The 19655-nt window shown below is 58.5% G+C and carries 22 protein-coding genes; 4 read left to right on the forward strand and 18 right to left on the reverse strand.

Annotation, left to right across the window (positions count from 1 at the left end):
- Window positions 1-13: 13 nt before the first annotated feature.
- Window positions 14-334 (forward strand): thioredoxin, encoded by a 321-nt coding sequence (gene trxA / locus FHT76_RS12960; RefSeq protein ID WP_007528746.1) that lies wholly within the window; start codon window positions 14-16, stop codon window positions 332-334.
- A gap of 51 nt (window positions 335-385) precedes the next feature.
- Here trxA and FHT76_RS12965 read toward each other — a convergent pair whose 3' ends face one another.
- The 9 genes from FHT76_RS12965 to FHT76_RS13005 all read right to left on the reverse strand — a co-directional run bounded on the left by FHT76_RS12965 (window position 386) and on the right by FHT76_RS13005 (window position 9271).
- Window positions 386-1738, reverse strand: coding sequence for a folylpolyglutamate synthase/dihydrofolate synthase family protein (locus tag FHT76_RS12965; protein ID WP_183864409.1), 1353 nt, complete (start codon window positions 1736-1738; stop codon window positions 386-388).
- A 21-nt stretch (window positions 1739-1759) separates the two neighbouring features.
- Entirely contained in the window at window positions 1760-2662 is a 903-nt protein-coding gene (gene accD / locus FHT76_RS12970; RefSeq protein ID WP_016556872.1) for an acetyl-CoA carboxylase, carboxyltransferase subunit beta, read from the reverse strand.
- Window positions 2663-2701: 39 nt separating this feature from the next.
- Window positions 2702-3541 (reverse strand): tryptophan synthase subunit alpha, encoded by an 840-nt coding sequence (gene trpA / locus FHT76_RS12975; RefSeq protein WP_183864408.1) that lies wholly within the window; start codon window positions 3539-3541, stop codon window positions 2702-2704.
- 3 nt (window positions 3542-3544) lie between these two features.
- Entirely contained in the window at window positions 3545-4765 is a 1221-nt protein-coding gene (trpB, locus tag FHT76_RS12980; protein ID WP_183864407.1) for a tryptophan synthase subunit beta, read from the reverse strand.
- 2 nt (window positions 4766-4767) lie between these two features.
- The gene (locus tag FHT76_RS12985) at window positions 4768-5436 is read right to left on the reverse strand and encodes a phosphoribosylanthranilate isomerase (protein WP_183864406.1); all 669 of its coding nucleotides are present in this window, start codon (window positions 5434-5436) and stop codon (window positions 4768-4770) included.
- A 73-nt stretch (window positions 5437-5509) separates the two neighbouring features.
- Window positions 5510-6271 carry a M48 family metallopeptidase gene (locus FHT76_RS12990; protein WP_183864405.1) on the reverse strand — a complete coding sequence of 254 codons (762 nt, stop codon included), beginning with the start codon at window positions 6269-6271 and terminating at the stop codon, window positions 5510-5512.
- 93 nt (window positions 6272-6364) lie between these two features.
- Window positions 6365-6799: a DUF2852 domain-containing protein gene (locus tag FHT76_RS12995; protein ID WP_114714233.1), complete on the reverse strand. Its 435-nt coding sequence runs from the start codon at window positions 6797-6799 to the stop codon at window positions 6365-6367.
- 145 nt (window positions 6800-6944) lie between these two features.
- On the reverse strand, window positions 6945-8222 hold the full coding sequence (locus FHT76_RS13000) for a polyhydroxyalkanoate depolymerase (protein WP_183864404.1): 1278 nt from the start codon (window positions 8220-8222) through the stop codon (window positions 6945-6947).
- A gap of 206 nt (window positions 8223-8428) precedes the next feature.
- Window positions 8429-9271, reverse strand: coding sequence for a fumarylacetoacetate hydrolase family protein (locus FHT76_RS13005; RefSeq protein WP_183864403.1), 843 nt, complete (start codon window positions 9269-9271; stop codon window positions 8429-8431).
- A gap of 392 nt (window positions 9272-9663) precedes the next feature.
- Between FHT76_RS13005 and FHT76_RS13010 the strand changes: the two genes are divergently transcribed.
- On the forward strand, window positions 9664-10257 hold the full coding sequence (locus FHT76_RS13010) for a nitroreductase family protein (RefSeq protein ID WP_183864402.1): 594 nt from the start codon (window positions 9664-9666) through the stop codon (window positions 10255-10257).
- Window positions 10258-10323: 66 nt separating this feature from the next.
- Here FHT76_RS13010 and gyrB read toward each other — a convergent pair whose 3' ends face one another.
- The 5 genes from gyrB to FHT76_RS13035 all read right to left on the reverse strand — a co-directional run bounded on the left by gyrB (window position 10324) and on the right by FHT76_RS13035 (window position 15644).
- Complete coding sequence (gene gyrB / locus FHT76_RS13015; protein ID WP_183864401.1) at window positions 10324-12759, reverse strand: DNA topoisomerase (ATP-hydrolyzing) subunit B; 2436 nt, start codon at window positions 12757-12759, stop codon at window positions 10324-10326.
- Window positions 12760-12893: 134 nt separating this feature from the next.
- Complete coding sequence (locus tag FHT76_RS13020) at window positions 12894-13271, reverse strand: helix-turn-helix domain-containing protein (RefSeq protein ID WP_183864400.1); 378 nt, start codon at window positions 13269-13271, stop codon at window positions 12894-12896.
- On the reverse strand, window positions 13268-13828 hold the full coding sequence (locus FHT76_RS13025; RefSeq protein WP_183864399.1) for a Smr/MutS family protein: 561 nt from the start codon (window positions 13826-13828) through the stop codon (window positions 13268-13270). The genes FHT76_RS13020 and FHT76_RS13025 overlap by 4 nt, the downstream gene beginning before the upstream one ends.
- Window positions 13828-14946 (reverse strand): murein transglycosylase A, encoded by a 1119-nt coding sequence (locus tag FHT76_RS13030; RefSeq protein ID WP_183864398.1) that lies wholly within the window; start codon window positions 14944-14946, stop codon window positions 13828-13830. Before FHT76_RS13030 ends, FHT76_RS13025 begins: the two co-directional genes overlap by 1 nt.
- Window positions 14943-15644, reverse strand: a complete 702-nt coding sequence (locus tag FHT76_RS13035; RefSeq protein WP_183864397.1) for a Tim44/TimA family putative adaptor protein — start codon at window positions 15642-15644, stop codon at window positions 14943-14945. The genes FHT76_RS13030 and FHT76_RS13035 overlap by 4 nt, the downstream gene beginning before the upstream one ends.
- 125 nt (window positions 15645-15769) lie before the next feature.
- Here FHT76_RS13035 and FHT76_RS13040 point away from each other — a divergent pair, with 125 nt between their 5' ends.
- Window positions 15770-16258: an FxsA family protein gene (locus FHT76_RS13040; RefSeq protein WP_183864396.1), complete on the forward strand. Its 489-nt coding sequence runs from the start codon at window positions 15770-15772 to the stop codon at window positions 16256-16258.
- A gap of 91 nt (window positions 16259-16349) precedes the next feature.
- Window positions 16350-16832: a protein-export chaperone SecB gene (gene secB, locus FHT76_RS13045; RefSeq protein WP_016556856.1), complete on the forward strand. Its 483-nt coding sequence runs from the start codon at window positions 16350-16352 to the stop codon at window positions 16830-16832.
- A gap of 57 nt (window positions 16833-16889) precedes the next feature.
- Here secB and dnaQ read toward each other — a convergent pair whose 3' ends face one another.
- The 4 genes from dnaQ to FHT76_RS13065 are packed head-to-tail and all read right to left on the reverse strand — an operon-like array spanning window position 16890 to window position 19653.
- Complete coding sequence (gene dnaQ, locus FHT76_RS13050) at window positions 16890-17600, reverse strand: DNA polymerase III subunit epsilon (protein ID WP_259126959.1); 711 nt, start codon at window positions 17598-17600, stop codon at window positions 16890-16892.
- A complete protein-coding gene (gene coaE, locus FHT76_RS13055) occupies window positions 17593-18204 on the reverse strand; it encodes a dephospho-CoA kinase (protein ID WP_183864394.1) in 612 nt (203 codons plus the stop codon). Before coaE ends, dnaQ begins: the two co-directional genes overlap by 8 nt.
- A complete protein-coding gene (locus FHT76_RS13060; protein ID WP_183864393.1) occupies window positions 18204-19061 on the reverse strand; it encodes a shikimate dehydrogenase in 858 nt (285 codons plus the stop codon). The genes coaE and FHT76_RS13060 overlap by 1 nt, the downstream gene beginning before the upstream one ends.
- Window positions 19054-19653, reverse strand: a complete 600-nt coding sequence (locus FHT76_RS13065; protein WP_183864392.1) for a Maf-like protein — start codon at window positions 19651-19653, stop codon at window positions 19054-19056. Before FHT76_RS13065 ends, FHT76_RS13060 begins: the two co-directional genes overlap by 8 nt.
- Window positions 19654-19655: the final 2 nt, after the last annotated feature.

Raw genomic sequence — 19655 nt, forward strand, 5'->3', positions numbered from 1 at the left:
AAAGGAGCAGCCTATGGCTACCGTAAAAGTCGATATCAACAACTTCCAGTCGGAAGTTCTGGAATCCGCAGAACCCGTCGTCGTCGATTTCTGGGCTGAATGGTGCGGCCCGTGCAAGATGATCGCCCCCAGCCTCGAAGAACTCGCTGTGGAGTTTCAGGGCAAGGTGAAGGTCGCCAAGCTCAACATCGATGAGAACCCGGAACTGGCCGCTCAGTTCGGCGTCCGCTCCATTCCGACGCTCGCCATGTTCAAGGCCGGCGAAGTTGCTGACATCAAGGTTGGCGCTGCCCCGAAGACCGCTCTTTCGAGCTGGATCTCAAGCGCCGCTTAAGCATTTCCTATCAGCAGATAAGAAGAAGCCCGGCATTTGACCGGGCTTTTTTCATTTCGGGGGTGTGCCGTTGTCGGCAAGCACATCGCCGACGAGATAAAGAGAACCGCCGATCAGGATGCGTGGCGGGTGGGCCTGTTCGAAGGCGCCTTCCTTGACTGCTTCCAACGCGTCGCTGACAGTCGACATCGGCTCCGCGACGAGGCCCGCATCATATGCGGCGTTTGCCAGGATAACCGGGTCAATCATCGAGTCGCTGCCACGGATCGGCACGCAATAGACCTTTTCGGCAAGTCCCTTGAAAGCCTTGAAGTAGCCGACCGGATCCTTGGTGTTGATCATCCCAATGATCAGGAACAGCGGCCGTGACTGCTTTTCCTCGAAATTCGCCATGGCTTCGGCGATGACTTCCCCAGCGCCAGGATTGTGGCCGCCATCGACCCAGATTTCCGCCTTGGCCGGGGCACTGGCCATCAAATGCCCGTCGTTCAGTCGCTGAAGGCGACCCGGCCACTCGACCGACAGCAGCGCCTTTTCCATCATGGTCTCGGTAACCGTGAAGCCGGCAGCCTTGACGGCGCGGATCGCTGCCGCAGCATTGGCATACTGGTGGCGACCCGGAAGACGCGGCAACGGCAGGTCGGCGAGGCCAAACTCGTCCTGATAGACGAGGCGTCCATATTCCTCATGTGCCATATAGTCCTGGCCGAAGACGGCCGTCGGGCAATTCAGTCGCTCCGCAGTCGACATCAGGACGTCGAGCGCGGCATCATACTCCTGCTTGCCGATAACGACCGGGCAACGGCGCTTCATGATGCCTGCCTTTTCGGCCGCAATCAGTTCGACGCGATCGCCGAGATAAGGCTGATGGTCCAGCGAAATCGGCATGATGACGGAGACGGCGGGGTCGGAAATCACGTTGGTCGCATCGAAACGGCCCCCGAGGCCGACCTCGATGATAGCCGCGTCCGCCGGATGCTCGGAAAAAAGGATGAAGGTGACGGCGGTCAGGATCTCAAAAACAGTGATCTTCTGACCATCATTGGCTGCTGCGACGCGTCGCACAGCCTCGGCGAAAACCGCATCATCGACCAGCTGGCCGCGGCTGCCTTTGACACCGATCCTATAGCGCTCGTGCCAGTTGACCAAATGCGGAGAGGTATGGACGTGGGCGCTGTAGCCGCCGGCTTCCAGCAAAGCCCGGCAAAAGGCAGTTACCGAGCCCTTGCCGTTCGTGCCCGCCACGTGAATGACGGGCGGCAGCTTTTTCTGCGGATCACCGAGAACGGAAAGAAGCCGGGTAATGCGGTCAAGGGATAGATCGAAGCCCTTGGGATGCAATCCCATCAGCTTATCGATTTCCTGTGCTGCTTCGCTCACTGCGGCTTGGCCCCTTGGTATCATCGCGCGACCCGCCTAGTCGGCTCAGGCGCTCGCGGCGATCGCGAGCGTCCCGCTTTCCTTGTTGAGGTTTGCTGCAGGCTTCTTGGTCAGGATCTTCAAGACGCGAGCCAGCGTATCCGGAATATCGTGGCGCTTGACCACCATGTCGACCATGCCGTGTTCCAGCAGGTATTCCGACGTCTGGAAGCCTTCCGGCAGCTTTTCGCGGATCGTCTGCTCGATGACGCGCTTGCCGGCAAAGCAAATTTCCGCGCCGGGCTCTGCCAGGTGCAGATCTCCGAGCATCGCGTAAGACGCCGTAACGCCACCCGTGGTCGGGTTCGTCAAAACGACGATGTAGGGCAGCCCCGCTTCCTTCAGCATGTCGACGGCAACGGTCGTGCGTGGCAGCTGCATGAGCGACAGGATGCCCTCCTGCATGCGAGCACCGCCCGAGGCCGGGAACATAACCAGCGGGCACTTCTCCGCAATGGCGCGTTCGAAGGCCTTCACGATTGCCTCGCCGGCGGCAATGCCGAGCGAACCGCCCATGAAGTTGAACTCGTGAACGACGGCGACGAGCTTCAGGCCACGAACCTTGCCGACGCCGGCAACGATCGTGTCTTCCTGCTCGGTCTTAACGCGGCTGTCCTTCAGGCGGTCCGTGTATTTCTTGGAATCGCGAAACTTCAGCGGATCCTGTGCGACCTTCGGCTGGACGAGCGCTTCGTAGGCGCCGTCATCGAAAAGATCGGCAAGACGAGCCTTTGCCGGCATCTTCATGTGATAGCCGGACGCCGGAATGACCCACTTGTTGCTCTCCAGATCTTTATGGAAGACCATTTCACCCGTTTCCGGGCACTTGATCCAGAGGTTCTCCGGCACTTCGCGGCGGCCCAGCATGGAATTGATGCGGGGGCGGACGTAGTTGGTGATCCAGTTCAAGTCGAAAACTCCTGATTGACTATTGCCAATGTGGGGAAACTATTCGGCAGCAACAAGGCGCGCCGAACGTGTCCCCGTTGACAGTCCACGAACAAGCGTGGCGACGGCCTGGACGGTATCGGCGGTTGCCTTCCCATCCTTAGTGAGGCTTGCTGCCACCTGATTGACGATTGCGGTGCCGACGACGACGCCATCGGCCGAGCTGCCGATGACCTTCGCATGGTCGGCGGTCTTGACGCCGAAGCCAACGCAAACCGGCAGGTCGGTATGCTGCTTGATGCGCTTGACGGCGCCGGAGACGAGAGATGTATCCGGTAGCGCCGAGCCGGTGATACCGGTCATCGACACGTAATAGACGAAGCCCGATGTGTTCTTGAGAACGGTCGGCAGGCGCTTTTCATCCGTCGTCGGCGTTGCCAGGCGAATGAAATTAATCCCCTTCTTGAGGGCGGGGATGCAGAGTTCGTCATCCATCTCCGGCGGAAGATCAACGATGATGAGGCCATCGATGCCGGCAGCCAGCGCATCATCGACGAACTTGTCCACGCCATAGATATAAATCGGGTTATAGTACCCCATCAATACGATCGGCGTTGCGTCATCGGCTTTGCGGAAATCGGCTGCAAGCTGCAGTGTCTTCTTTAGGGTCTGACCGCCCTTCAGAGCGCGCTGGCCAGCCATCTGGATCACCGGGCCATCGGCCATCGGATCGGAGAAGGGCATGCCGAGCTCGATGACATCGGAGCCCGCCTCCGGCAAGGCCTTCATGATGCCGAGCGAGGTTTCGTAGTCGGGATCGCCGCCCATAAAATAGGTGACGAGTGCCGGCCGGCCTTCCGCCTTCAAATCGGCGAAGCGTTTGTCCATACGTGCGGTCATGACTTACTCACCCATTCCCAGAATCTTGCCGACAGTGAAGATGTCCTTATCGCCGCGGCCGGAGAGATTCATCAGGATGACCTCGTCCTTGCCCATCTTCGGGGCGCGCTTGATGACTTCCGCCAGCGCGTGCGACGGCTCGAGCGCCGGAATAATGCCTTCGAGGCGGGTGAGCGTCTGGAAGGCTTCGAGCGCCTCATGGTCCATGATCGGAACGTATTCAACACGGCCGATGTCATTCAAGTAGGAATGCTCCGGGCCAATGCCTGGATAGTCGAGGCCAGCCGAAATCGAATGGCCTTCCTTGATCTGGCCGTCGCTATCCTGCAGTAGGTAGGTGCGGTTGCCATGCAAGACGCCGGGCGAGCCTGCGGTGATCGAGGCGCAGTGCTCATCGCCATTGAGGCCCTTGCCGCCCGCTTCGACGCCGACGATCTTGACGCTCTCATCGTCGAGGAACGGATGAAAGATGCCGATCGCATTGGAGCCCCCGCCGACGGCGGCGATAACGAGATCCGGCAAGCGCCCTTCGGCCTCCAAAATCTGCTCACGAGCTTCGGTGCCGATGACTGCCTGGAAGTCACGGACCATTTCCGGATAGGGATGCGGGCCGGCAGCCGTGCCGATCAGGTAATAGGTATCATCGACGTTGGTGACCCAGTCACGCAGCGCCTCGTTCATGGCGTCCTTGAGCGTGCCATGGCCGGCCGTGACTGGCTTCACCTCGGCGCCAAGCAGCTTCATGCGAAACACGTTCGGCGCCTGACGCTCAACGTCGGTTGCGCCCATGTAAACGACGCAAGGGAACCCGAAGCGGGCGGCAACCGTTGCGGAGGCAACGCCGTGCTGACCGGCACCGGTTTCCGCGATGATGCGGGTCTTGCCCATACGCTTGGCGAGCAGGATCTGGCCGATGCAGTTGTTGATCTTGTGCGAACCGGTGTGGTTCAGCTCTTCGCGCTTGAAGTAGATCTTCGCGCCGCCGAGTTCGGCCGTGAGGCGCTCAGCGAAATAGAGCGGGCTTGGGCGGCCGATGTAGTGGGTACCAAGCTGTTTCAGCTCCGCCTGGAATTCCGGATCGTCCTTTGCCTTGTTCCACTCGTCCTGAAGGTCGAGGATCAAAGGCATCAGCGTCTCGGCGACGAAGCGGCCGCCGTAAATACCGAAACGGCCGTCTTCATCAGGGCCGGAACGGAAGGAATTCGGTTTTGGCGTCTGGTTCACTCTCAACTCCCTGAGGCCGCTTCGGGCTGGCAGGCCCACGCGACCGCATCGAAAAACTCATCGATCATTGCCACATCCTTGACGCCCGGCGCGCTTTCGACGCCGGAAGACGCATCGATCCCGGGCGCCTTGGTCATGGCGAGCGCCTCGGCAATGTTGGCTTTGTTCAAGCCACCGGAAAGCATGTAATCCACATTGTCGTCAAGCCAAGAGAGCAAGCTCCAATCGAAGGAAACCCCGTTGCCACCGGGCAAATCGGATCCCTTCGGGGGCTTGGCGTCGAACAGGAAACGATCGGCAATGCCAATGTAAGCCTCGACCCGCTTTAAGTCGTCGGCCGTCCGCACGGAGAAAGCCTTCATGACCGGCAGTCCATACACCGCCTTTATGGTCAATACGCGCTCAGGGCTCTCGTCGCCGTGCAGCTGGAGAATATCCGGCTTCAACAGCGCCACGATCTCATCGAGATCGTCGTTGCTCGGATTTACGGTGACGGCAACGATCTTGGCCTTGCCGCGAGCCGGCTCTGCAAGCCTGCCGGCGATATCCGGCTCGATGTAGCGTGGGCTCTTCTCGAAGAAAATGAAGCCGATATGCGTGGCGCCCCTTGCCAAGGCGCGATCGATCGCTTCAGCTGTCTTCAACCCGCAGATTTTGATATCTGGTTTCATGGCAGCGAAGTGACACGAAATACGCTTGGAGTCGAGCCAAATCGCGACAAAAGCTGAATTTTCGAGGCTTCGATCAATCAAAATCGATGGCGTGAAGCTGGCTGCCGTGACGCTTCAACCAGGCTTTTGCCTCTTCCATGTGAGGGCAGAGCTTTTTGCAGAGCGCCCAGAAGCGCGGTCCGTGATTCATCTCCCTGAGATGGGCCACTTCGTGCGCCGCCAGATAGTCAACGACCGACGGTGGCGCCATGACGATGCGCCAGGAAAAGCTTAGATTGCCTTCGGACGAGCAGGATCCCCATCGACTGCGAGTGTCCTTCATGGCGATCGACTTGATCGGTGCATTGATTGATCGGGCGTGCAGCGTTGCCAACCTCTCAAGATCGGCTCGCGCCTCCTTCTTCAGGAAAGCCGCAATGCGTCGCCCGACATGCTCGGGCATCCCGCTGACCTTGAGCACGGGTTTGCCATCGACGACGACGCCCTCCGTCAGCCCGCGAAGGCTGCCCGTATGGTAAATGCGATGAGACACGCCGCGGAAAGGAACAGTGCCGCCGTCACGAAGAGAGCCATCAGTGGAGAATTTGGCAAGCTTCGTCAGCAGCCAGCCCTGATGACGGTCAAGGAACGCATTCACCTCCTGCGGTGCTAACCCACTCGGGATCGTCATCTTCAGTGCCCGGCCACCCGGCTCGATACGCAGGGTAATACGGGTCGCCCGCTCGTGTTGCTTGATCGTCAGCGGCATCAGGCGGCCAGCCACGTCAAGCGTTCGGGTCTCCGGCGGAGCCGGCTTCCGAACGCTGCGGCGTGGCTTTGCGAGAAGCGGGAACATGGGTTCTTTCTATATGATTCGCCTGTCCTGCAGACAAAGAAAAGCCGGCATCAACGATGCCGGTTCAAGTTTCAGTGCTGAACAGTCCTGGAATTACGGCGTCTGGTATTCTGCTACCGGGCCATTATCGTCACGCTTGGCGTTCTTGCGATCGCGCATGAAGCGGTCGAACTCTTCCTGGTCCTTGGCGCGGCGCAGTTCGCGTACGTAGGAATCGAACTCTTCGCGCATCTCATCCAACTTGCGACGTTCTTCTTCGAGCCGGTCGAGCTCGGCCTTCCGCCAGTCGTCGAAGGCGACGTTGCCCGTCGAGAAATGCGGGCGATAGCGGCCATGCGAACGTCGGCAGCCGGCAAAGAATCCATCCGCGGCATTGTTGGCGTCGCGCTTGAAACCGCGCAGACGCTCCCCGAAGATGATGTAGGCGAGCATGGCCAGACCCAGAGGCCAGAAGACCACGAAGCCGAGGATCATCAGGGCAATGGTAGCCGGAGTCCAATCCGGGCGAAGCAATGCTGACTGGTTCATCGTGCGGTGTCCTCGCATTTTCCGCGCCCGGCAAGATGCCGAGCGCTAGAATCGATGTGGTTACACGGCCAGGAAGCTTCAAGACGGGGCACGTCTAAATCGCACAACACCTTGAAATACAATTACTAATTCAGAATCCACTAATTCAGCTGGACTTACCGCCTTTGATCACCCGCTTTACAGCAGGCTTTCCTGTACGCGCATGTTCCCTGACGAAATTGACGATGCGTGGAGCGATTTCGCGGCGGAAGCGCGAGCCGTTAAAGACTCCATAGTGGCCGACATCGGGCTGCAGGTAGTGCATGCGCATACTGTCGGGGATGTTGATGCAGATGGTCTGGGCAGCCTGAGTTTGGCCAACGCCCGAGATATCGTCATTCTCGCCTTCTACGGTCAGAAGGGCAACGTTGCGGATCGCGGCGGGATCGACAAGCTTGCCGCGGTGGACCAATTCGCCCTTCGGCAGCGCGTGCTTGATGAACACCTGGTCGACCGTCTGAAGGTAGAACTCGGCCGTCAAATCCATGACCGCCAGATATTCGTCGTAGAAATCACGGTGCTTCTCGGCCGGCTCGCCGTCATTCTTCACGAGATGCATGAAGAATTCCTTGTGCGCGATCACGTGCCGATCGAGGTTCATCGACATGAAGCCGGACAGCTGCAGGAATCCTGGATAGACCGGGCGCATGAAGCCCGGCTGAGGCCACGGCACGTTCATGATCACGTTGTCGGCAAACCACTCCAGCGACCGCTCCTTGGCTAGCTGGTTTACCGCCGTCGGGTTGATGCGCGTATCAATCGGTCCGCCCATCAATGTCATCGAAGACGGCGAAAACGGATCGTTTTCCGCCTCCATCACCGCGGCCGCGGCCAGTACAGGTACGGACGGCTGACAGACGGCGATGACGTGGGTGTCTGGACCGAGGAAGCGCAGCATTTCGATGACGTAGTCGACGTAATCATCGAAATCGAAGGTGCCCTCCGTCATCGGCACCATGCGAGCATCCATCCAGTCCGTGATGTAGATGTCGGCATTTGGCAATAGCGCCTCAACCGTACCGCGCAGCAGCGTCGCATAGTGCCCGGACATCGGCGCAACAACGAGAATGCGCGGGTCTGACACATGACCACTCGGAACATTGCGGGCGAAATGGAGTAGGCTGCAGAAGGGGCGTGACCAGACAATCTCTTCTCGGACAGCAACCTTTCGGTCGCCGATGACGGTCTCTTTCAGATCGAATGAGGGTTTGCCGTAGCGGCGCGTTGTGCGCTCGAACATTTCGAGACTTGCCGCCATAGTGCGGCCCCAGGGCGTCTGCGAAATGGGATTGAACGGATTGGCATAGACCATGCGCATGATATCGGCGAAAGCACGATAAGGCGCCAATGCAGCATGGTTCAATTCATAAAGCTGATAGAACATGAGATGCGCCACCTTTCTCTAATCTGGAAGACGACGCCGATTGAAAAGGCATCGGATTCTTTCCAACGACGTGCTGGCACCTCAACGCAGATTAACAGGTTTTTGTTGCGCAGCAACATTGGCATCCGCACCGCAAAAAGAAATGCCGGGAAAATTATCCCGGCATGATGGTGCGCTCGAATGCTTAATGATCTCGGAATGGGGTCTCAGCGGTCAGCCGCGAAGGTCTGCTTCTGTGAGCCCAGACCCTCGATACCGAGCTCAACGACGTCACCGGACTTAAGAAACCGCGGTGGCTTCATGCCCATGCCGACGCCAGGAGGCGTCCCAGTCGAGATGACATCGCCCGGATGCAGGGACATGAACTGGCTGAGATAGGACACCACGTAGGCAACGCCATAAACCATCGTCTTCGACGAGCCGTTTTGCATGGTTTCGCCATTGACCTTCAGCCACATCCCGAGGTTTTGCGGATCCGCGATTTCGTCCTTGGTGACGAGCCAGGGCCCGATCGGACCAAACGTGTCGCACGACTTGCCCTTGGTCCATTGGCCGGCACGCTCCGTCTGGAAGGCCCGCTCGGAGACGTCGTGGGACACACAATAGCCGGCGACGTAATCAAGCGCATCGGCTTCACTGACATACTTCGCCGTTTTGCCGATGACGACGCCGAGTTCCACTTCCCAGTCGGTCTTCTCGGAGCCGCGCGGAATGAGGACATTGTCGTTCGGCCCCACGATTGCCGACGTTGCCTTCATGAAGATGACGGGCTCCGGCGGGACGGTCGCGCCAGTTTCCGCGGCATGATCGGAAAAATTCAGGCCGATGCAAATGAACTTTCCGGTTCCGGCAACGCAGGCGCCGATGCGGCCGGGTGCCAATTCCGGCAGGCTCTTCGGGTCAATAGCCTGAAGCTTCGATAAGCCTTCGGGCGAGATCGCTTCGCCGCCAATATCCGCGACATGCGCGGAAAGATCACGGATCTTGCCATCGGAATCGAGCATGGCGGGCTTCTCATGGCCAGTCTCTCCAACACGCATAAGCTTCATGAAATTCCTCCTCAGAAAAAGCGACGTCGTGATCACCTATGAACGACATATTCACCGGTGTCATTACGGCTTTTTGGCGAAGCGGTACGCAGCTCCAGAAAATTTCCGTAGATCCAGCCTTCCGACGATCAATCTTTGACCAGGCCCCGCCTGCAAGAAGATCAGTTTCCTTTCATCACTTTGCGACGCGTGCGCAGCTAGTGACAAGAGAGACTTGCGCTCTCCCAGTAAGCGACCATCGCTTGCCAAGCGCCTCTGATGAAGCCTAAGACAAGCGGGAAGGAGCTTGATATGCAAGGTCGACTATCGCCAGCGCCCATGCCAGCAAGTATCTTCTCTGCCAAAAACTCAACATCCACTAGGATATGTGAGAAACCGCACTCGGAAGCGCAATGACAAAGAGCAATAGCCGTGAATCCCAGTATGCGATCGACCCGTTGTTCCTCGATCGCTGGTCGCCTCGCGCGTTTACCGGAGAAGTGATTGATGAATCGGTTCTTTTGACAATTCTCGACGCAGCGCATTGGGCACCATCGTCCGCCAATCAGCAACCCTGGCGTTTTGTCTATGCACTCAATGGCTCGGAGGACTGGAGCAAGTTCGTCGACCTCTTGGTCGAGTCGAACCAGGAGTGGGCGAAAAACGCTTCGGCGCTCATCTACGTTGTTTCAAGGAGTTTCAACGGCGACTTTTCCGAAGGAAGGAAGAGCTACACGCACTCGTTCGACGCCGGCACCGCCTGGGGCTATCTCGCGCTGCAGGCCCGGCTTTCAGGCTTCTATGCCCACGGCATGGGCGGCATCAAGCACGAGGAAATCCACAAGGCGTTCTCGATTCCCGAGAGCTACCGGGTCGAGGCAGGCGTAGCGGTTGGTCGCCTTGCCGACAAGAGCGTGCTTTCAGAGCGCAACCAGGAGCGGGAAGTTCCGAGCCAGCGCAAGTCTCTTTCCGAGGTCGCCTTCCGCGGCAAGTTCATCGCGAACTAGGATTTATAAAGCAAAACCCCACGTTGAAGCGCGGGGCCTTGGATACAAATCTGAGGTTTCGATATCTTAGATATCGAGGTTTGCGACGCTGAGTGCGTTGTCCTGGATGAACTCCCTGCGCGGCTCGACTTCGTCACCCATCAAGCGAGCGAAGAGGCCATCGGCATCCGTAGCGTCGGCAACTTTGACCTGGAGCAGTGAACGAACGTTCGGATCCAACGTCGTTTCCCAGAGCTGTTCGGCATTCATTTCGCCGAGACCCTTGTAACGCTGCATCGTCAACCCCTTGCGACCGCTTGCGAAAATCGCGTCCAGAAGTGCTCGGGGGCCGGAAATTTCCATGTTGCCGTCGCGCCGGGAGAGCGATGGAGGTGTCTGATAGATTTCCTTCAGCCGAGCCGACAGCTGATCGATAAGCCTTGCGTCCTGCGAGCCGATCAAGGCCATGTCAAGGACGACGACTTCCTTTACGCCACGCACCATGCGCTCGAGCTTGAGGCCACCTTCGCTGGTCACGCCCCCTTCCCAACCCCGCTCGGTGTCTTCCGCAATCAGATCGAGCCTGCTGGCAACTTCGCCAGCCAGCTGTTCTGCTCTCCCGCGGTCGCTGACCGCTTCGGCGTTCAGAGCGCCGGCGATCGCCGCCTGTTCGACGACAGCGCGATTGTAGCGCGAATGCAAGTTGTCGAGCAGCGCGCGAAGACGCAACGCGTCGCTGATCACCTCGCCAACGTCCTGCCCTGTGCGCACTTCACCGCTGCCGAGCCTCAAGGCGGCATCTTCCAGGCCCTGGGCAATAAGATAATCCTCAAGGGCCTTCTCGTTCTTCAGGTACTGGATCGACTTGCCGCGCGATACCTTATAGAGCGGCGGCTGAGCGATATAGAGGTGACCACGCTCGATCAGCTCAGGCATCTGACGGAAGAAGAAAGTCAGAAGCAGAGTACGAATGTGGGCGCCGTCGACGTCAGCATCCGTCATGATAATGATCTTGTGGTAGCGCAGCTTTTCCGCGTTGAACTCGTCCTTGCCAATGCCGGTGCCAAGCGCGGTAATCAGCGTACCGATTTCCTGGCTGGACAGCATCTTGTCGAAGCGAGCACGCTCGACGTTGAGGATCTTTCCGCGCAGCGGCAGGATAGCCTGGTTTTCGCGCGAACGCCCCTGCTTGGCCGAACCACCTGCCGAGTCGCCCTCGACGAGGAAGACTTCGGACTTGGCGGGATCACGCTCGGAACAATCGGCGAGCTTGCCGGGCAGAGAGGCAATGTCGAGGGCACCCTTGCGGCGGGTGAGTTCGCGCGCCTTACGGGCAGCTTCGCGCGCCGCGGCGGCTTCGACCACCTTGCCGACCAGCACCTTGGCTTCCGACGGATGCTCTTCGAGCCACGTGCTCAGCGCTTCGCTGACGAGGTTTTCGACAACGGGGCGAACTTCCGAGGAAACCAGCTTGTCTTTGGTTTGCGACGAAAACTTCGGATCCGGCACCTTTACGGAAAGAACGGCCGTCAGGCCTTCGCGGCAATCGTCGCCAGTCAGGGTCACCTTTTCCTTCTTTGTGATCCCCGACGTATCGGCGTAGGAGGTGATCTGGCGGGTCAGCGCGGCGCGGAAGCCGGCCATGTGCGTGCCACCGTCGCGCTGCGGGATGTTGTTGGTGAAGCACAAGACGTTCTCGTGGTAGCTGTCGTTCCACCACATCGCGACCTCGACGGTAATCCCATCTTTCTCCCCGCGGATCGCCACCGGCTTGTCGACTAGCGGCTTCTTGGCGCGGTCGAGATAGGAAACGAAGGCCTCCAGGCCGCCGTCGTAGATCATCTCTTCCTGCTTGATATCCGAATGGCGCTTATCGCTGAGCAGGATGCGTACACCGGAGTTCAGGAATGCGAGCTCGCGTAGGCGATGCTCCAGCGTGCCGTAATCGAATTCGGTCATCGTAAAGGTTTCGGTACTCGGCATGAAGCTGACTTCCGTACCCGTTTCATCGCCAGCGTCTCCGATCACCTTCAATGGTGCGTCGGCCACGCCATGCGTGAAGCTCATTTCATGGATCTTGCCCTGACGGCGGATCTTCAGCCTCAGCCAGACGGAAAGCGCGTTGACGACGGAAACGCCGACGCCGTGCAGACCGCCGGAGACCTTGTAGGAATTCTGGTCGAACTTACCGCCGGCGTGCAGCTGCGTCATGATGACCTCAGCGGCCGACACGCCTTCGCCGCTATGAATGTCCGTCGGGATACCGCGACCGTTGTCGGTGACGGTGACCGACCCGTCGGGATTGAGCGTCACGGTCACGATATCGGCGTGGCCGGCGAGAGCTTCGTCGATCGCGTTGTCGACGACCTCATAAACCATGTGATGAAGGCCGGAGCCGTCATCGGTATCACCGATATACATACCCGGGCGCTTGCGCACCGCATCAAGGCCCTTCAGAACCTTGATCGAGTCTGCGCCATATTCGGTGCTAACGCCGTTTTCCGTCGTGGGTATATCGGTCATACTTTTCGAGAATTTCCCTGTTGTCGGGGCAGAGAAGAGACTTGCGAATCACCTGCCTTTTACATGCCAGAATATAGGGTTTTTGATCGAAGTTCCCAATGCCAGCGGGCTCAAACTGGCCATAAATCAGGGGATTATGACCGTTTTCCGTCCGCTTTTCCGCCGTTTTCGAGAATGCTTGTCAGTTCGCCCAGCGTCGTTTGATCGAGATCGCGAATACAGCCGGCCAGAAGGTTCGCAAATGCGGTATGTTCGGCCGACAAACCGGACGTATCCACCACCACGCGGGGGTCGGAAGAACGCGCCAAAAGGAAAAGTTCCTCTGCTTCATCCCAAATGATGTTGAAGTAACCGGCGATCCGCTGGAGCAGATCGAAGCTGGGCAAGCCGCGCTTGCCATGCTCGAGTGCGGAGAGATAGGCCGGAGAGACATTGAGGGCAGCTGCCATCTGCTTCTGCGAGACACCCTTGCGCTCGCGCAGCTTGCGGATCGCCTCGCCGAACGGCGTCACAACCTTTCTCCATGTCGGCGTGACAGCCTGATATAGAGCGCGCCCTCACCCCCGTGATGTTGGGCTGCCGTTTCATAGGATGAGATGAAATAGCGAAACTCGGGCTTCGAAAACCACATCGGGACAGCACGCTTCAGTGCGCCGTCACTGCCAAGCGAACTGCCCTTGCCGGTAATGACGAGAACATGTCTCATCCCCCGCTCGTGGGCCCTTATCAGAAATTCGAGAAGCAAGATGTGGGCTTCGCTTTGAACCAGCCCATGTAGGTCGATACGGGCTTCGAGCGGCAGCCGCCCCTTGGCGATCTTACGTTTGACCGGTCTTTCGAGTGGGTGATGGAGACCGGATCGCGATTTCGGAGCCGGAGGCATAGCTGCGACCAAGCTTTCAGACGATGATTTCGGGCTCGCTGCCCTCCCGCTTTCAGCCTCCGCCTCTGTCAGAAAAGCGTCGAGCTCAGTCAAGTCGTCCTGCTTGCCGGGCATAGGCCGCGTACTACGTGCCACCTTGCCCCAGAGTATCCTTTCATCCGTACTGAGCTTTCGGTCGCGTGCCATCAGGCGAATCTCTCCGCTGCGGCGTTCGGAAGCAGGATAAAGAAGTCGGCATCGTGACGCACTGTTCCTGCAAGCTCCCCCGCTTGGTCCCCGGATCCGGTAAAGATATCACCTCGCGCCGGGCCGACGATGGCCGACCCGGTATCGAGCGCCAGCATCAGCCGCGCGAACGGTCGTCCCCCGTCCAGGTGGACCAGGTTTTCGGAGCGAATGAAGAATGTGAAGCCAAATGTGTGAATGAGCCGGTCAACGGCCAGCGAACGACCGGCAATCAACGGCACTTTTGCCGCCGCAATGGGGCCGGCGTTCAAATCCGCCGACGGAACTTCCCGGAAGAAAATATAGGAACGATTATGCCAGAGAATTTCATCAACCTGACCGGGGTGTGAAGCCAGCCATCGCCGAATGGCCTGCATCGAAATTTCCGAGCGTTCGATTTCTCCGCGCTCGATCAACAACTTGCCAATCGCCGAGAACGGATGTCCGGCCTTCGCTGCATAGGTAATCCGGCCGATGGCGCCGTCCGGATATCGCAGGCGTGCTGCACCTTGCACATGAACAAAGAAGACGTCGACCTTCGACTTTGCCCAGGCAATCTCCAATCCTCGGCCAGCCAGGAAACCCTCGTCAATCTCACGACGATCCGGATAGGCGTCAATTGCGCCATCTGTCAGCCTGCCGAACGCATAGCCACCAGGTAAAGTGGCCGGACGATTACCCTCATCAAGATCGATCAGGTCGTCGGGGCGCCGATAGAAGGGAAAGCGATAGTCTTCGTCCGGTACCGCCGAAACCAAAACCTCAGGCTCATAGAAGGCAGTAACGAAACCCGGACTGCCATCCATCCGGCAAATTCGGAAGGGTCGACAGTGGGATTGGAGGAAAGCCCGGGCATCGGTAGCCGATGAAATCCTCGCACTCCGCGCCGCTTCGAGCAGCGGCAAAAGATCCTGTGCCGTCAACCCGAGCGAGCCCGTCCGGTATGCCTTAACCTCGCTGATCTGCCGGCGACATGCCTCCATTGCTTCAAAAAGGCCGGAGGGATCATCATCCTTCCAGCCTTCCAGATCATCGAAGCTTATTGCTTGCAGGGCAAAGCCCGGGGTTTCCTCACTCATGCTTCCGATTCGGTGGCCACGAGTTTCCAGTTGGGATCCCGCGAACGGGTGTCGCGTGCAAAAGTCCAGAGATCGTTGACCTCCGCGACATTCTCCGCATCGCCATCAATGAGCTTGTCAGCGTTGTCATAGGTGGCTGAGATCAACTGGCTGACGAGGCGAAGCGTAATCTGCACCTCCGTGCCTTTGATTTCGGCGCTGGTGATCTCGGCCTTATCGATACCGACGAAGGTCGACTTCACCTTCTCGCCCCTGGATTCACGGTCTGAAATGGCGGCATCGAAGCCGTCATAAACTTCGCGCGATAGGAGGTTCTTCAGAGCCTTGCGATCGCCATCCGCAAACGCCATCACAATCATTTCATAGGCCATTCGGGCGCCGTTCACGAATTCCTTCGGATTGAACGAAGCATCAGCCTTGTTGATTTCCCGGAGCGATTCGTTCAGCGATGTGCCGGCTGGAGCAAAGGCGTCGATTGCGGCAAAACGATCGTCTTCTTCGGCCGACGCATCGCGACGCGGCAGTGTTACTACCTTTCCAGCATCCGGCGAGTCAGGCGCAACGGCGTCGCGCGGCGTGTAAAGATCGCGCGGGGGCTTCTCATTTCCCGTACGGCGACCGAGAACGCTGCGCAGTTGCAGAAAAATCAGCACCGCCGCCACGAGAAAAAACAATGTGATGAAGTCGTTTGAACCCATATCCCGCCGCAGCCGCTGTTAACATCCCTGATTTGTACTCCCATATAGTCCGCCTATACAGATGATTCAAATGGGGTCTGCAACGCGACCCTCCAACGGAGTCCGGCTTAGGCCGGAATTAGACGATGCCCTTGAAGATCCTGCCTGGTTTTCTGCTGCTGTTGCCGCTCGCTGAGATTGCCGGTTTCGTGCTCGTCGGAAGAGTGATCGGACTTTGGCCGACGCTGGCGCTGGTCATTCTAAGCTTCATGGTCGGCATGGCCCTGCTCAGGCGTCAGGGCGTCGGAATCCTGCGCCGCATGTCCGCTGAAGGGCGAAACGGAATGGTGCCGGGGCGAGAACTGCTTCGTCCGGCCATGTTCGTGATTGCCGCATTGTTGCTGATGGTCCCTGGCTTCATCACCGACATCGTGGCGTTGCTGATCTTCATTCCAGCTGTGCGCGATCTGGCCTGGCGGTATGTCAGCCGCCGTTTCGTCGTCGTAGGCCCAACGGGCGGCTTCAGCTCCTCTGGCCGCTCCAAGGACTCGAAGATCGTGGACCTGGACGACGATGACTTTCGGCGCGAGCCGAACGGCAACTCTCCCTGGTCGGGAAAGCATCTGGGCAAGTAGGAGGCGGTCGAGGCGGCAAGCTGGCTCAGGGTTGTAAGGCCATGCCCGAAATGATAGAGCGGCACCATCCAATGCCCTCGAGGAAAAGCCAATGGCCGACGAAAACAGCAATAACGGTGCAACGAGCCCGAGCCTTACCATCCTTGCCCAGTATACCAAGGATCTCTCCTTCGAAAATCCGGGTGCTCCGCGTTCGCTGCAGGCGCGTGACAAGGCTCCGGCCATCAACATTAATGTCAACGTCAACGCCAATCCGCTCTCCGATACGGATTTCGACGTCGTTCTCTCTCTGAACGCCGAAGCCAAGGATGGTGACAAGACGGTGTTCCACACTGAGCTCGTCTATGGCGGCGTTTTCCGGATTGCGGGTTTCCCGCAGGAGCACATGCTGCCGGTCCTCTTTATCGAGTGCCCCCGCATGCTCTTCCCGTTCGCACGTCAGATCATTGCCGACGTCACGCGTAATGGCGGCTTCCCGCCGCTGATGATCGATCCGATTGATTTCTCTCAGATGTTTGCGCAGCGGGTTGCCGAAGAGCAGGCCCGTGCCAAGGTCCAGGCAACCACGAACTAACAGTTCGCGCATAGCACGCTGGAACAAAATCGAATGCCCGGGTCGCCCCGGGCATTTTTAGTTTGCGAGATCGTATTTTCCCCAGACACCCTTGGCGCCGAGTTTGGCAATGAGCGCGTCATGGGCTTGCTGCTCGCCTTCGCTGAGACGCGGCGCAAGGGGCCGCGGCCGTTCGAGCGTCCCGACGATGATTTCCTCGACCACGATTTCCTGGCCTGCCGAATTGCTCGCGGCGGTTCCGAGGCCAAGGGCGGCCTGACGGCCACCGATCATCTCGATGTAGACATCGGCCAGCAGTTCGGAGTCGAGAAGCGCGCCGTGCTTCGTTCGATGTGCATTATCGATGCCATAGCGGCGACAAAGCGCATCGAGCGAGTTGGGTCCCATCGGATGCTTGCGGCGCGCCATCGACAGTGTGTCGAGCACGCGGTCAGGCAGAATCGGCGGCAAATCGAGCCTTGCGAGCTCAGCGTTTATGAAGCCCATATCGAACGTGGCATTATGCGCGATCCATTTCGCGTCGCCAAAGAAATCGATAATTTGCTGCGCAACATCTGCGAACGAGGGCTTGTCCTTGAGGAACTCATCGGTGATGCCGTGAACGGCAAGCGCGTCCGGGTGTACTTTCTGATCGCCCGGATTGATGTAAATATGGATCGTATTGCCGGTCGGAAAATGATTGAAAAGCTCGATGCCGCCGATCTCGATAATGCGGTCCACACGGTTATCGAGGCCCGTGGTTTCCGTATCGAAGATGATTTCACGCATTCAGGAAGTCCCCGCTGGCGAGCCGCCGCTTCAGGTCCGAGATAATCTCGGCGACCCGTGTTCTGGCCGTTTCGATGCTATGCCCGGTATCGATCACATAATCGGCTCTTGCTCGCTTTTCCGCATCCGGCGTCTGGCGCGCAAGAATCATATTGAATTTTTCCACTGTCATTCCCGGCCGCGCAAGTACGCGGTCTCGCTGTATCTGTGGATCACAGCTGACGACCACGATGACATCGACCCTGTTCTCAGCCCCTGTTTCGAACAACAGCGGGATATCGATCAACACCATTGGCGAGCCGCGTTGCCGCTCACGTTCGATGAATTCTAACTCGCGCTTTCTCACAAGCGGATGGACGATGGCTTCGAGGCGCCTGAAACCGTCCGGGCTTCCGGCCAACTGACGACCGAGCTCCTGCCGATCGACGGCACCGTCCTTCATCGTGCCGGGAAAGGCCGCATCGACAAGCGGTGCTGCCTCGCCGGCGTAAAGGTCATGGACGACGGCATCGGAATCATTCACGGGCACTCCTGCTTCAGCGAAGAGCTTTGCCATGGTTGATTTGCCCATTCCAATCGAGCCGGTCAGTCCAATCCGCAACATCAATGCCTGTCCATATCCTCAATGATGATCGCACGCAGCTTCTCGTCGACCGCCGGGCGATGCCCGAACCATTTCTCAAATCCGGGCACGGCTTGGTGCAGCAGCATGCCGAGCCCGTCGACAACAGCGAAGCCTTGCTGTTGGGCCTGCACCAGGAACGGCGTCATCAGGGGGACGTAGACGATATCCGTCACAACGGCATCGGAGAGTAACGGCGAAAAATCGATCCGAGGCGCGCCTTCGCCATCCATACCCAGCGACGTCGTGTTGACGAAAAGACCCACGCCACTCATGACTTCAGGTAGCGCAGCCATCGAATGAGCATGTATCTTGGGTCCAAACCGATCCGCCAATTCCTTGGCGCGCTCGACCGTTCTGTTGACCAGATGAATTTCCTTGACGCCTCGGTCGCGCAGGGCCTGGATGATGGCTCGGCTTGCCCCTCCCGCGCCGAGGACCACCGCCTTTTCCGCCTCGTCCCAACCGGAATGTCGTTCATCGAGATTGGCCGTAAAGCCGCGTCCATCCGTATTTGTCGCCTTCAGCCGGCCGTTGTCCATCCAAAGCGTATTGGATGCGCCCAATTCTTCGGAAAGTTCATCGGGATCGTCGGCAAGTTTGAACGCCATTTCCTTATGCGGGATGGTGACATTGCCGCCTACGAAGCCGGATTCGCCGTTCTTCAGAGAATCTACAAAGGCTGCAAAATCGTTAGGCGCAACCTCGTGGGCGCAGTACGAACCTGGCAATCCAAGGGTCTTCAGCCAGTAGCCATGGATGAGAGGGGACCTGGAATGCTTGACGGGAAAGCCTGTGACGAAGGCCTTTGGCTCGAATGTTTCACGTGAATCATGCATCGATGGCACCCAATTCTCTGAGCTTCTCCAACAGCGGCAACATCGGTAACCCCAAGATTGTAAAATAGTCTCCATCGATCTTCGAAAACAATTGAAGCCCCTCTCCCTCGAGTTGATAGGCACCGACGCTGCCGAGTGCCCTCTCCCCCACCCGGTTCAAATGCCGAGCGATGAAATCGGTGGTTAGCGGTCGCATCGTTAGGTCCGCGTGCGAGACATGCTCCCAGACGATGTCGCCGCCGTAAGCAATCGCGATCGCGCTGTTCAGCCGATGTGTCTTGCCCGAGAGCGCGCGAAGGTGGTTCGCAGCATCCGCCATGTCCTTTGGCTTGTGGAAGGTCTGCGGCCCAAGCGACATCGTCTGATCAGAGCCGATGACGAAGCACGCCGGAAACCGGTCGCTGACTTCCTTCGCCTTCGCCTTGGCGAGGACGAGCGCCACAGTATCCGGCGTAGCGCCTTCTCGTTCGAGAGGCGCTTCAACCGCGCGCTCGTCAATCTGGGCTGCATGTGCGTCGAAGGCGAGCCCGGCATTTTGCATCAGCATGCGGCGGAACGGGCTGGAGGATGCGAGAATGAGCTTGGGTACCATGG

It is taken from the genome of Rhizobium sp. BK176 (assembly GCF_024808055.1).